The sequence below is a fragment of the Hydrogenophaga sp. genome (genome assembly GCF_011772445.1).
Taxonomy (GTDB): domain Bacteria; phylum Pseudomonadota; class Gammaproteobacteria; order Burkholderiales; family Burkholderiaceae_C; genus Hydrogenophaga.
The window spans coordinates 98,220-110,511 of record NZ_WVZN01000038.1; the positions used below are offsets into that span (position 1 = coordinate 98,220).

The 12,292-nt window shown below is 70.3% G+C and carries 11 protein-coding genes; 10 read left to right on the forward strand and 1 reads right to left on the reverse strand.

Features of this window, described 5'->3' with window-relative positions:
* Positions 1-67 precede the first annotated feature (67 nt).
* The gene (locus GTO19_RS15900) at positions 68-2,005 is read right to left on the reverse strand and encodes a helix-turn-helix domain-containing protein (RefSeq protein ID WP_291022864.1); all 1,938 of its coding nucleotides are present in this window, start codon (positions 2,003-2,005) and stop codon (positions 68-70) included.
* Between the two features lie 155 nt (positions 2,006-2,160).
* Here GTO19_RS15900 and GTO19_RS15905 point away from each other — a divergent pair, with 155 nt between their 5' ends.
* From GTO19_RS15905 to GTO19_RS15950, 10 genes are read left to right on the forward strand one after another with little or no spacing between them, the layout of a single operon-like run.
* Positions 2,161-2,952, forward strand: a complete 792-nt coding sequence (locus GTO19_RS15905; protein WP_291022865.1) for an SDR family oxidoreductase — start codon at positions 2,161-2,163, stop codon at positions 2,950-2,952.
* A gap of 25 nt (positions 2,953-2,977) precedes the next feature.
* Positions 2,978-4,213 (forward strand): branched-chain amino acid ABC transporter substrate-binding protein, encoded by a 1,236-nt coding sequence (locus GTO19_RS15910; RefSeq protein WP_291022867.1) that lies wholly within the window; start codon positions 2,978-2,980, stop codon positions 4,211-4,213.
* 3 nt (positions 4,214-4,216) lie between these two features.
* A complete protein-coding gene (locus GTO19_RS15915; RefSeq protein ID WP_291022870.1) occupies positions 4,217-5,158 on the forward strand; it encodes a branched-chain amino acid ABC transporter permease in 942 nt (313 codons plus the stop codon).
* 8 nt (positions 5,159-5,166) lie between these two features.
* Positions 5,167-6,393 (forward strand): branched-chain amino acid ABC transporter permease, encoded by a 1,227-nt coding sequence (locus tag GTO19_RS15920; RefSeq protein ID WP_291022872.1) that lies wholly within the window; start codon positions 5,167-5,169, stop codon positions 6,391-6,393.
* A complete protein-coding gene (locus tag GTO19_RS15925; RefSeq protein WP_291022875.1) occupies positions 6,390-7,145 on the forward strand; it encodes an ABC transporter ATP-binding protein in 756 nt (251 codons plus the stop codon). The genes GTO19_RS15920 and GTO19_RS15925 overlap by 4 nt, the downstream gene beginning before the upstream one ends.
* Positions 7,142-7,852: an ABC transporter ATP-binding protein gene (locus GTO19_RS15930; protein WP_291022877.1), complete on the forward strand. Its 711-nt coding sequence runs from the start codon at positions 7,142-7,144 to the stop codon at positions 7,850-7,852. Before GTO19_RS15925 ends, GTO19_RS15930 begins: the two co-directional genes overlap by 4 nt.
* Before the next feature lie 23 nt (positions 7,853-7,875).
* The gene (locus tag GTO19_RS15935) at positions 7,876-8,808 is read left to right on the forward strand and encodes a 3-keto-5-aminohexanoate cleavage protein (RefSeq protein WP_291022880.1); all 933 of its coding nucleotides are present in this window, start codon (positions 7,876-7,878) and stop codon (positions 8,806-8,808) included.
* A 15-nt stretch (positions 8,809-8,823) separates the two neighbouring features.
* Entirely contained in the window at positions 8,824-9,726 is a 903-nt protein-coding gene (locus GTO19_RS15940) for an SDR family NAD(P)-dependent oxidoreductase (protein WP_291022882.1), read from the forward strand.
* Positions 9,723-10,478, forward strand: coding sequence for an SDR family oxidoreductase (locus GTO19_RS15945; RefSeq protein WP_291022884.1), 756 nt, complete (start codon positions 9,723-9,725; stop codon positions 10,476-10,478). Before GTO19_RS15940 ends, GTO19_RS15945 begins: the two co-directional genes overlap by 4 nt.
* Positions 10,479-10,516: 38 nt before the next feature.
* Entirely contained in the window at positions 10,517-12,199 is a 1,683-nt protein-coding gene (locus GTO19_RS15950; protein WP_291022886.1) for a tannase/feruloyl esterase family alpha/beta hydrolase, read from the forward strand.
* Positions 12,200-12,292 lie beyond the last annotated feature (93 nt).

Genomic DNA, 12,292 nt, shown 5'->3' on the forward strand with positions numbered 1-12,292 from the left:
GAAAGCGGCCATTGTGGCCCCGCGGCCGGCGCGCGTGTGTCACATCAGTGGCGCGCCCCGCGGCCACTCAGGCGCGCAGGCTCCACAGCCGCAGGGCCACGTGCACCTCGAGCGCCCGCGAGGCCTGGCCCAGGTGGCCCAGCAGCCCTTCGATGGTGCTCAGGCGCTGGCGCACCGTGTTGACGTGGATGCCCAGCCGCTGCGCCGTGGTCCTGGCGTTCTGGTTGCAGTCGAAGAAGCACAGCAGGGTGTCGGTGAGGGCCGTGCGGCGCTTGCGGTCGTGCCGGATCAAGGGCCCGATGCTGGCGTCGAGGAACTGATCCAGGCTGCTGGCGTCGTGGGTCTCGAACAGCGTGGAATACAGGGCCAGCTCGTTCTGTCCGATGAGCTGTTCCTGCAGGCCCAGGCGGCGCAGAACACCCATCGATCGCCGGATCGTCGCAAACACGGAGGGCAGCTCGGCCGGTGAGGCCATGGGCCGCGAGAGCACGCCGCGGAAGGACCTGCCCACCTCCCGGCGCAGCCATTGGGACAGCGCCTGCCTCAGCTCCAGGGCGCGAAGGGTGCTGAAGACCACGACCACGGTGCCGTCGATGTCGTCGATCAGGCAGGGCCTCACCCCGGGCACCTGGAGCAGGCGGCGGGCAATGAAGCCGGCACTCGGCCCGCTGGGCTCGATCATCAGGAGCGACAGGGGCTGGGTGAGGTCCAGGCCGAAGCGCTCGGCCCGGTCGCCCAGCAGGGCCAGCTCGTCCTGCCGCGGGGAGACCAGCGCGCGCATCAGGGCCGACATGTCCCGGTGGCTGCTGGCCTCCTGACGCTCCTGGGACAGGAGCACGATCCCGATCACGCTCGAGCTGCGCTCGAAGGTGCGCTCGGCCACTTCCTCCAGGGGCTTGCGGTGGAACAGGACGATGGCGCCCAGCGCGTCGTCGCCGCCGATCACCGGCATGACGCGGCAGTACTCCCCATCGGCTTCGTAGGCCTGGGCCGAGCGGCCCGACAGGCGCGCCTGGCGCAGGGCCCGGGCCACGTCGGCGCTGCGCTCGCCATGGGGCTGGTAGCCCTGCGCGCCGGTGCCGCCGTAGCCCTCGGCCGCGCCCTGGCTGATGACCTGGTTGAGCTCGTCCAGCACCAGCAGGCTGCCCCCCAGCAGGCCCGCGACCGCCTGGCACAGGCTCGCCAGCGAGGCACCCCGTGCCAGCAAGAGGGTGATTTCCTCGTGCGCGTCGGCGGCGGCCTGCACGCCCCGGATGTGGCGCTCCAGCTCGGTTCGGGCCTCGTCCGCCTTGTCCAGCGCCAGCTGGATGCGCTTGAAGTCGCGCGCGTTCTTCAGGGCCAGCGCGCCGTGGGTGGCCAGCGCGCGCAAGACCGCGATGTTCTGCGTCGTGTGCACGCGCGGGTAGCGGTCCGCCGCGAACAGCAGACCGATCACCTGGTCCTGCCAGATCAGCGGCGCGCCCACCAGCGCGCAGATGCCTTCGGCGCGAAAGATGTCGTCGAAGCGCGGGTCGTGGCTGAAGCGGGTGTCGTGCAGGTAGTCCGGCGTGGTGAAGGGCATGCGGGTGGCCATCACCACACTCGCCACGCCGCGGTCGCTGCGGATGTTCATTGCCACCGAGCTGCGCGTGAGACCGCCTTCGGCGGCCAGGGCCTGGAACACGCCACGGCCTTCGTCCAGTTCGGACAGCCAGGCCATGTCGGCGCCCAGCAGGCGCCGCGTCCTGGCCACCATGGCATCGAGCAGCCTGCCCAGGTCCAGTTGCTCGGCGAGGTCCTGGGCCGACTCCATCAAGGCCACCATGCCCTGCTCGCGCTGCTGCAGCACCTCGATGCGGTTGTGCACGGCCATGGCCATGCGCACCGTCTCCACCAGGCTGGCCTTGTCGGCCCGCCCGGCGGGTAAGGCCTCGACCCGGGCCAGCGCCTCGGCGAAGTCCTCGGCGGGCGCGGCGCGGTGCAGCAGCTCGATCAGGGCCTGCGCGATCGACGGGGGAGATTCCAAGGCGCCTCCTGCATGGGACGGCAAGGGTATCAGAGCCCGGTGGCTCCCTTATGTGTGGGCTTCACACAAACAGGCCGCTGTTTATGTGGCGTCAGTACATGGATCGGCCGACGCCCATTGCCGACACTGCCTCCAGCTTGCTCACCGCCCCGCCCATGGCCCTCCACGAATCCCTTCGCCCCGCCCCCGGTCTTCGCGTGCTGATCACCGCGGGGGCCAGCGGCATCGGCGCCGCCCTCGCGAACGCCTTCCACGCCGCCGGCGCCCGGGTGCACATCTGCGACATCGACCGCGTGGCCCTGGACCGCCGGCTCGCCGAAACCCCCGGTCTCACGGGCACGCCGGCGGACGCCTCGGTCGCGTCCGACGTGGACGCCGTGTTCGAAGGCGTGCGACACCACCTGGGCGGCCTGGACGTGCTGGTCAACAACGCCGGCATCGCGGGCCCCACCGCCGCCATCGAGGACATCGATGCCGCGGGCTGGGAGCGCACCCTGGCCGTCAACCTGGACAGCCAGTTCCACTTCGCGCGGCGCGCGGTGCCCCTGCTCAAGGCCTCGGGCGCCAGCCCGAACCTCATCGCCATGGGTTCGGTCGCGGGCCGCCTGGGCTACGCGTACCGCACCCCTTATGCCGCCAGCAAGTGGGCCATCGTGGGCCTCGTTCGCTCGCTGGCCATCGAACTCGGGCCGCAGGGCGTGCGGGTGAACGCCATCCTGCCCGGCGTGGTCGAGGGGGCCCGCATGGACGGCGTGATCGCCGCGCGCGCCAGCGCCCTGGGCATCAGCCCGCAGGCGATGCGCCAGCAGTACCTGAACAAGATTTCCCTGCGCCGCATGGTCACCGCCGACGACGTCGCGGCCACGGCGCTGTTCCTGAGTTCGCCGGGCGCGCGCAACCTGACCGGTCAGGTGATCAGCGTGGACGGCAACGTCGAGTACCTCTGACCCCATTCACAACAGGAGACACACCATGAACCCGTTTCGCCTCGCCGCCCTTCCCGCGGCCCTGCTGATCGCCTCGGCCGCGCACGCCGACCCGGTCAAGATCGGTCTGCTGGAAACCCTTTCGGGCCCGCAGGCCTCGACGGGGCAGACCTTCCGCGCCGGCGTGCGCTTCGCCATCGACAAGATGAACGCGGCCGGCGGCTGGAACGGCCAGCCGGTGCAACTCGTCGAGTACGACAACCAGGGCGGGCCCGCCGGCGCGTCGGACAAGCTCAAGGCCGCCATCGCGGACGGCGTGCAGATCGTCGTGCAGGGCGCGTCGTCGGCCATCGGCGGGCAGATCACCGAGGACGTGCGCAAGCACAACCTGCGCAACCCGGGCAAGGAGATCGTCTACATCAACGTCGGCGCCGAGGCCCTGGAGCTGACGGGCGAAAAGTGCAACTTCCACCACTTCCGCGTGGCGCCCAACGCGCAGGTGCGCACCAAGGTGCTGGTGAAGGGCATGAAGGAGGCCAACGCGCTGGGCAAGAAGGTCTATTCCATCAACCAGAACTACTCCTGGGGCCAGGACATGGAGGCCGCGATCGTCGAGAACGCCGCCGCGGGCGGCTACCAGGTGGTGGAGAAGACGCTGCACGACACCAACAAGATCCAGGACTTCGCGCCCTACATCGCCAAGATCGGCAGCTCGGGCGCCGAGACCGTGCTCACCGGCAACTGGTCCAACGACCTGCTGCTGATGATGAAGGCGGCCAAGGGCGCCGGCCTCAAGGCCACGTTCGGCACGGTCTTCCTGGACCAGCCGGGCAACATCAGCAACGCGGGCGACACGGCCCTGGGGCACTTCATCGTGCACGCCTTCAACGGCGAAGCGGGTGGTGCCGAGGGCGAGCGTTTCGTGGCCGACTTCTCGGCCAAGCTGGGCCGTCCGCCCGTGTTCGTCGAACCGCAGACGGTGTTCGGCCTGGACATGGTGGCCGATGCCCTGCGGCGCACCAAGCCCGAAGGCGGCAAGCTCAACGTGAACGCCTTCGCCCGCGCGATGGAGACCGCGCGCCTGAAGACCCCGATGGGCGAAGCCAGCATGCGCGCCGCGGACCACCAGATCCTGATGCCGCTGGTGGTGTCCACCGTGAGCCGGGACGCCCGCTACAAGGTGGACGGCACCGACATGGGCTTCAAGCCGGTGAAGGTGTTCAGCGCCGAGGACGCCGCCATGCCCGTGCAGCCCGCCTGCAAGATGCAGCGGCCGTCCTGAGTCATGGACACCCTGCTGTTCTCCCTGCTCAACGGGGTCATCTACGGTCTGCTGCTGTTCATGGTGTCGGCGGGGCTGACGCTGGTGTTCGGAATGATGGGGGTGCTGAACTTCGCCCACGCCTCGTTCTACATGCTCGGCGCCTACTTCGCCTACACGCTGCAGGGCGTGCTGGGCTTCGGCGCGGCCGTCGTGCTGGCCACCTTGCTGGCGGGGGGCGTGGGCGCGGTCGTGGAGCGCTTCTTCCTGCGGCGCGTCCACCACCATGGCCACGCGCATGAACTGCTGCTCACCTTCGGGCTGTCGTTCATCGTGGCCGAGGCGATCAAGCTGCTGTTCGGCAACTTCCCGGTGAACTACCAGGTGCCCGCGGCGCTCGACGTGTCGGCCTTCTCGCTCGGCGGGCAGCAGTACCCCCTGTACCGGCTGCTCATGGGAGGCGTGGCCCTGGCCATGTTCGCGCTGCTCTACCTGCTGCTCACGCGCACCCGGGTGGGCATCATCGTGCGCTCGGCCATCTACCGCCCGCGCATGGTCGAGGCCCTGGGGCACAACGTTCAGTTCGTGTTCATGGGGGTGTTCGGCGTCGGGGCGGCACTGGCGGGGCTGGCCGGCGCCATTGCCGGCGCCTTCTACACCACGAGCCCGAACATGGCGCTGGAGATCGGCGTGATGGTCTTCGTGGTGGTGGTGGTCGGCGGCCTGGGCTCGCTGGCGGGGGCCATGCTGGCGTCCCTGCTGATCGGCCTGCTCACCTCGCTGGCCGTGGGCATCGACCGCAGCCTGGCCGACCTGCTGGGCCTGGTGGGCGCGCAGGCCTGGGCCGAAGGCGTGGGCGGGCTGCTCACGCTCAAGCTGTCCAGCCTGGCGTCCACGCTGCCATTTGCCTTGATGTTGCTCGTCCTGCTGTTGCGGCCCCAGGGCCTGCTGGGCGACAAGAGCTGATCCTTCCCATGCGCACCTCCATCTCCCTCCTGTCGGGCGGCCTGGCCCTGCTCGCGGTGTTGCCGTTCCTGCTGTCCGCGGGGCTGCTCAACGCCGCCGTGCAGATGCTGATCGCCGCCCTCTTCGCCAGCGCCTATGGCCTGCTCGCCGGCCGCGCCGGCATGCTCTCCTTCGGGCACGCGGCGTACTTCGGCGTGGGCGCCTTTGCCACCGTCCACGGCATGAACGCCCTGGGCGGCACCGGGCTGCTGCCCACGCCGCTGATGCCGCTGGTGGGTGCCGTCGCGGGCCTGGTCTTCGGCGTGGTGGCGGGCTGGTTCGCCACCCAGCGCAGCGGCACGGCCTTCGCCATGATCACCCTGGCCATCGCGGAATTGCTGCATTCGCTGGCCCCGCAGCTCAAGGGCCTGTTCGGGGGCGAATCGGGCATCTCCACCATGCGCATGCCGGCCTGGGGCCTGAGCTTCGGCTCGACCACCGAGGTTTACTACCTCACGCTGGCCTGGGTGCTGGTCTCCCTGCTGCTGCTGCATTTCCACACGCGCACGCCGGCCGGGCGCCTGACGCTGGGCCTGCGCGAAAACAGCCACCGCCTGCGCTTCCTGGGCTACGACGTGCACCGGCTCAGCGTGTCGGCCTTCGCCATCTCCGGCCTGTTCTCGGGCGTGGCGGGCGCCTTGCAGGTGCTCGCCAACGAGGCGGCCAACTACGTGGTCTTCGACCCCGCCGTGTCGGCCAGCGTGGTGCTCAACAGCTACATCGGCGGCGTCGGCGTGTTCCTGGGGCCCGCGCTGGGTGCCGCGCTCATGAGCTTCTTCGGCTATGCCGTGTCCGACACCACCCAGGCCTGGCTGCTCTACCAGGGCGTGCTGTTCGTGCTGGTGATGATGTTCATGCCGCAGGGCCTGGTGGGCCTGGGCGGCCTGGCGGCGTCGCGTGTGCGGCGCCTGGGCGCCGCGCGCGCCCTGCCCCTGCTGCTGGCCTGGCTGCTGGCGGCCCTGCTGCTGGCCGCCGGCGCGGTGTTCCTCATCGAACTGCTGCAGCGCCTGTGCTCGCAGGACTACCGCACCCTGGCCGCGCAGGCGGACGGCTGGCCGCCCGTGACCCTGCTCGATGCCAGCTGGGACGTGACCCGCCCCGGCACCTGGGCCTGGCCGCTGGGCCTGATGGCCCTGGGCGGCGGCTTGCTGGCTTTCGCGCACCGGCGCCTGCGCACCCCGGAGGACGCCGCATGACCGAGCCCATCCTGCAACTCAAGTCGCTGTGCAAATCGTTTGGCGACACGCCGATCATCCGCGGCGTCGACCTCGAGGTGGCGCGCGGTGAGCGCCGCGCCCTGATCGGCCCCAACGGCGCCGGCAAGTCCACCCTCTTCCACCTGATCTCGGGCAACCTGGCCGCCAGCTCGGGCACGGTGGCCTTCCAGGGGCGCGACATCACCGGCTGGTCGCCGCAGCGCGTGAACCGCCTGGGCCTGGCGCGCTCCTTCCAGATCACCAACATCTTCCCCCGGCTGACGGTGTACGAGAACGTGCGCCTGGCGGTGATGCGCCAGCAGCCGCAGCCCACGGCGTTCTGGCGCCGCGTCGAGCGTTTGCCCGGCCTGCGCGAAGCCACCGAACGGCTGCTTGAACAGGTGCGCCTGCACACGCGCGCCGCCAGCCTGGCCGGCGAACTCAGCTATTCCGAGCAGCGCTCGCTGGAGATCGCGATGACCGTGGCTTCCGATCCCCAGCTCATCCTGCTGGACGAGCCCATGGCGGGCATGTCGAGCGAGGAAACCGAGTACACGCTGAACCTCATCCGCGAGGTCACCGCCGGCCGGGCGCTGCTGATCGTGGAGCACGACATGGACGTGGTGTTCAAGCTGGCCGATCGGATCAGCGTGCTGGTGTATGGCCAGGTCATCGCCACCGGAACGCCGGACGAGATCCGCCAGCACCGCGGCGTGCGCGAGGCCTACCTCGGCGAGGAGGTGGCGGCATGACGAACCTGCTCGAGGTGCACGACCTGCACGCCTTCTACGGCAAGAGCCACATCCTGCAGGGCGTGGGCCTGCGCGTCGGCCAGGGCGAGGTGCTCAGCCTGCTCGGGCGCAACGGCTCGGGCCGCTCCACCACGCTCAAGGCCCTGATGGGGCTGGTGACGCCCAGCCGGGGCAGCGTGCGCCTGGCCGGCCAGGAACTGGCCGGCTGCCCGCCCAGCCGCATCTGCCGCGCCGGCCTGGCCTACGTGCCCGAGGAACGCGAGGTGTTTGCCAACCTCACCGTGGACGAGAACCTGCGCATGGGCGAACAGCCCCCGGCGCCCGGCGCACCGCGCTGGACGCTGCAGCAGATGTTCGACTACTTCCCCCGGCTCAAGGAGCGGCGTCACACGCGGGCCGGCAGCCTGTCGGGCGGCGAGCAGCAGATGCTCACGATCTGCCGTTCCCTGCTGGGCAATCCGCGCGTCATCCTCATCGACGAACCCACCGAAGGCCTGGCACCCATGATCGTGGCGCAGGTCGCCGAGTGCATCCGCGACATGCGCGCCCAGGGCGTGTCCGTGGTCCTGGTCGAACAGAAGCTCGCCATCGCGCTCAAGGTGTCGGACCGCGTGTGCGTGATGGGCCATGGCCGCATCGTGTTCGAGGGCACGCCCGCCCAGCTGCAATCCGATCCGGCGCTGCTCGCGCAGTGGCTGGCCGTCTAGAGAGACTTCGCACAAGCCTTCACATGTCCGACAAAGTCATCATCTCCTGCGCGGTCACCGGCTCGGTGCACACGCCCACCATGTCGCCCTACCTGGCGATCACGCCCGAGCAGATCGCCGAGCAGGCCATCGAGGCCGCCGAGGCCGGTGCGGCCATCCTGCACCTGCACGCGCGCGACCCGGCGGACGGGCGCCCCACGCCCGACCCGGCGGTGTTCGACCGCTTCGTGCCGCGCATCAAGGCCGCCACCGACGCGGTCATCAACATCACCACCGGCGGCAGCACCCGCATGACGCTGGCCGAGCGCCTGGCCTACCCCCTGCAGGCGGCGCCCGAGATGTGCTCGCTCAACATGGGGTCGATGAACTTCTCCATCCACCCCGTGGCGCGAAAGATCACGCACTGGCAGCACGATTGGGAGAAGCCCTACGTCGAAGGCATGGAGGACCTGATCTTTCGCAACACCTTCGCCGACATCAAGCACATCCTGCAGGTGCTGGGCCGCGAGCGCGGCACGCGCTTCGAATTCGAGTGCTACGACATGGGCCACCTGTACACGCTGGCCCATTTCCGCGACGAAGGCCTGATCCAAGGGCCCATCTTCCTGCAGTGCATCTTCGGCATCCTCGGCGGCCTCGGCGCCGACCCGGAGAACCTCGTCGCCATGCGCACCACGGCCGATCGCCTGTTCGGCCGTGAGGGCTACCGCTTCTCCGTGCTCGGCGCCGGGCGCCACCAGATGCCGCTGCTGACCATGGCCGCGGTGATGGGTGGCAACGTGCGCGTGGGGCTCGAAGACAGCCTCTACCTGGGCAAAGGCCACCTCGCCAGCAGCTGCGCCGAGCAGGTGCGCAAGATCCGCCGCATCCTCGATGAGCTGTCGCTGGAGATCGCGACACCCGCCGAGGCCCGCGCCCTGCTCGCGCTCAAGGGCGCCGACGCCGTCAATTTCTGACCACCTCCACACACCATGAAAAAACTGCTTCAAGAACGGGTTGCCATCGTCACCGGTGCCGGCGGAGGCCTGGGCCGCGCCCATGCCCTGGAACTGGCGCGCCACGGCGCGCGCGTGATCGTCAATGAACTCGGCGGCCCCGCCGGCAGCGCCGCCGCGCAGGCCGTGGTGGACGCCATCCGTGCCCAGGGCGGCGAGGCGCTGGCGCACCTGGGCGACGTCACGCGGGCCGGCAACATGCAGGACATGGCCGAGCTGGCCATGGCCCGGTGGGGCCGCATCGACATCCTCATCAACAACGCAGGCATCCTGCGGGACAAGTCCTTCGCCAAGATGGCGCTGGAGGACTTCCGCCTGGTGCTGGAGGTGCACGTGATGGGGGCCGTCAACGCCACCAAGGCGGTGTGGCCGCAGATGCAGGAGCAGCAGTACGGCCGCATCGTCATGACCACCTCGTCCTCGGGCCTGTACGGCAATTTCGGCCAGTCCAACTACGGGGCCGCCAAGATGGCGCTGGTGGGCCTCATGCAGACGCTGGCGCTGGAGGGGGACAAGCGCAACATCCGCGTCAACTGCCTGGCCCCGTCGGCGGCCACGGCCATGACGCACGGCATCCTGCCGCCCGAGGCGCTGGCCCGGCTCACGCCGGAACGGGTCAGCCCCGCCCTCATCCCCCTGGTCTGCGAAGACGCGCCCAATCGGACCATCCTGCTGGCCGGCGCGGGCAGCTTCGAGGCCGCTCACATCACCATGACGCAGGGCATCCACATCGCCGACCAGGCCCAGGCCGGCGAGCAGCTGTGCGGGCGTCTGGACGAGGTCTGCAGCCGCGAGGGAGAACGTGTTCCGGGGTCGGGCTGGGAGCAGTACGCGCATGAGCTGAAACTGGGCGAGCGCGCCGTGGAAGGTGCCGCATGAGCGCTGGACTGCCAGGACAGGTCGCCTGGGTCACCGGGGCTGGCTCGGGCATCGGGCTGGCGGCGGCCCGTGCGCTGGCGAGCGCGGGAGCCACTGTGGTGCTGTCCGGGCGAAGGGCCGGTCTGCTCGAGGCCGCGGCCGCGGACATCCGCGCCACGGGCGGGCAGGCCGAGGTGGCGGTGCTCGACGTGACGGATGCCTCGGCCGTGGCGGCCACCGCCTCGCAACTGCTGCAGCGCCATGGCGGCCGGCTGGATGTGCTGGTGAACTGCGCCGGCACCAACACGCCCGAGCGCTTCTGGCACGACCAGTCCGCCCAGGGCTGGCGCCAGGTCATCGCGACCAACATGGACAGCATCTTCTACACGACGCACGCCGTCCTGCCCGCCATGCGCGCGCGCCGCAGCGGCCTGGTCATCAACGTGTCGTCGTGGGCCGGTGTGCACCACCCCAAGCTCACGGGGCCCGCCTACAACGGCAGCAAGCACGCCGTGGTCGCGATGACCGAGACCATCAACATGGAGGACGGCGTGAACGGCATCCGCGCCTGCTGCCTGTGCCCCGCCGAGGTGGCCACGCCCATCCTGGACACGCGACCCTCGCCGCCCACGGCGCAGGAGCGCTCGCGCATGCTGCAGCCCGACGACCTGGGACACACCATCCGGTTCATCGCCGAGCTGCCGCCCGGGGTCTGCATCAACCAGCTCGTCATCAGCCCCACCTGGAACCGCATGTACGTGAACGACCTGTAAGCCTGGCATTTCCACCCCCAACGAAGGAGACAGAAGTGATGAGAAATCGATTCGTCGCGAGCGGCTGTGTCGTGGTCCTGCTGGGCCCGGCCGCCGCCCTTCACGCCCAGGCGGCCCGGCCGCTGCCGTGCGCGCAGATGCAGGGGCTGAGCATCCCGGCGTCGGCCATCGGCCTGCCCACGGGCGGCGCACAGGTCAGCGAGGCGGTGGTGGTGCCGGCCGCCGGATCGAATGCCTCCGCCACACCCGGCCACTGCCGCCTCACCGGCACGATCGCCCCGGTCGATCCGCAGGCCCCGCCCATCAGCTTCCGCGTGGCACTGCCCCTGGCCTGGAACGGCAAGGGGATGATGTTCGGCGGCGGCGGCTTCAACGGCACGGTGCCCAACGTGGCGGGCAATGTGCCGGCGGGCCCGACCGACCAGCCCACGCCACTGGGGCGCGGCTATGCGACGTTCGCCAGCGATTCGGGGCACCAGGCCAACGCCAGCGGGTCGCTGGACGGCCGGTTCCTGTTGAACGAGGAGGCGGTGCGCAACTTCGGTGGCGAAGCGCTCAAGAAGACGCGCGACGCGGCCGTGTTCCTGATCGGCAAGCACTATGGCCGGGGCGCGCCGAAGAAGGCGTACTTCGCCGGCGGCTCCACCGGCGGACGCGAAGCGCTCTCGCTGGCGCAGCGCTGGCCGGGCGATTGGGACGGCATCATCGCCTGGTACCCGGCGTGGAACCAGCTCTCGGCCATGCTGGGCGGCCACCGCGCCAGCCGGGCCCTGGCGCAACCGGGCGCCTACCCCAACCCCGCCAAACGCGCCCTGCTGCGGCGCGCGGTGCTGGAAACCTGCGACCTGCTCGACGGCGTGGCCGACGGCGTGGTGAGCCACCAGACGCAGTGCAACGCCGCCTTCGATCCGGCCGTGGCGCAGGTCGCCGGCGCGCCCTTGCGCTGCGCTGGCGGCACCGATACGGGTGACGCCTGCCTGTCCGACGCGCAGATCGCCGCGCTCAACACCATGAACACGGCGGCGCGGTTCAACTTCTTCCTGGCCAGCGGCTCCAGCGGCTACCCGGGCTACAACGTCTGGGGCGCGTCGCTGGGCGGCGCGGCCGGCACATCGCCGGTGCACCCGATCGAGACCTTCCTCAACCTGGGCACCGAGCAGCCGGCCATGCCCGTGCCGGCGGGCGCCCCCTACATCACCAAGCAGCTCGACCAGGTGATCAAGCTCGGCGTCACGCGCAACCCGGCCTTCGATTCGCTGGCGCTGGACCCGGAGAACCCCGGCCCATGGGCCTCCCGCTTCAGCGCGCTGAGCACCATGCTCGACGTCGGCACGGACCTCAGCGCCTTCGCCGCCCGGGGCGGCAAGCTGCTGCTCGCGCACGGGGTGTCGGACGTGCTGGTGAGCGCCCGCGCCACGGAGCAGTACTACCAGCGCCTGCAGGCGCAGATGGGGGCGGCCCGGGTGAACGACTTCGTGCGCTACTACGAGGTGCCGGGCTACGGGCACGCGGTGAGCACGGTGTTCAACGCCACCTGGGATTCGCTGACGGCCCTGGAGCACTGGGTGGAAAGGGGCGCGGCACCGCGGGAACAGGTGACCACCGACACGGTGGGCGTGCCCGGGCGCCAGCGACCCCTGTGCGAGTACCCCGCCTGGCCCCGGTACCGTGGGGCGGGCGACGTGAACGCCGCCGCGTCCTTCGAGTGCACCTACCGCTGAGGGCCGGCGTGGCCCGAGACGGCGCGCCCGCCTAGATGTGATGTCTCAATAGGTTGTTCACCCGGAAGGGTCTGGGAGACTGGAGTTACCACG

Excerpts from the sequence above, each read along its gene's own strand:
- GTO19_RS15905 (WP_291022865.1), top strand. The coding sequence starts at position 2,161 with ATGGCCCTCCACGAATCCCTTCGCCCCGCCCCCGGTCTTCGCGTGCTG.
- GTO19_RS15910 (WP_291022867.1), top strand. The coding sequence starts at position 2,978 with ATGAACCCGTTTCGCCTCGCCGCCCTTCCCGCGGCCCTGCTGATCGCC.
- GTO19_RS15915 (WP_291022870.1), top strand. The coding sequence starts at position 4,217 with ATGGACACCCTGCTGTTCTCCCTGCTCAACGGGGTCATCTACGGTCTG.
- GTO19_RS15920 (WP_291022872.1), top strand. The coding sequence starts at position 5,167 with ATGCGCACCTCCATCTCCCTCCTGTCGGGCGGCCTGGCCCTGCTCGCG.
- GTO19_RS15925 (WP_291022875.1), top strand. The coding sequence starts at position 6,390 with ATGACCGAGCCCATCCTGCAACTCAAGTCGCTGTGCAAATCGTTTGGC.
- GTO19_RS15930 (WP_291022877.1), top strand. The coding sequence starts at position 7,142 with ATGACGAACCTGCTCGAGGTGCACGACCTGCACGCCTTCTACGGCAAG.
- GTO19_RS15935 (WP_291022880.1), top strand. The coding sequence starts at position 7,876 with ATGTCCGACAAAGTCATCATCTCCTGCGCGGTCACCGGCTCGGTGCAC.
- GTO19_RS15940 (WP_291022882.1), top strand. The coding sequence starts at position 8,824 with ATGAAAAAACTGCTTCAAGAACGGGTTGCCATCGTCACCGGTGCCGGC.
- GTO19_RS15945 (WP_291022884.1), top strand. The coding sequence starts at position 9,723 with ATGAGCGCTGGACTGCCAGGACAGGTCGCCTGGGTCACCGGGGCTGGC.
- GTO19_RS15950 (WP_291022886.1), top strand. The coding sequence starts at position 10,517 with ATGAGAAATCGATTCGTCGCGAGCGGCTGTGTCGTGGTCCTGCTGGGC.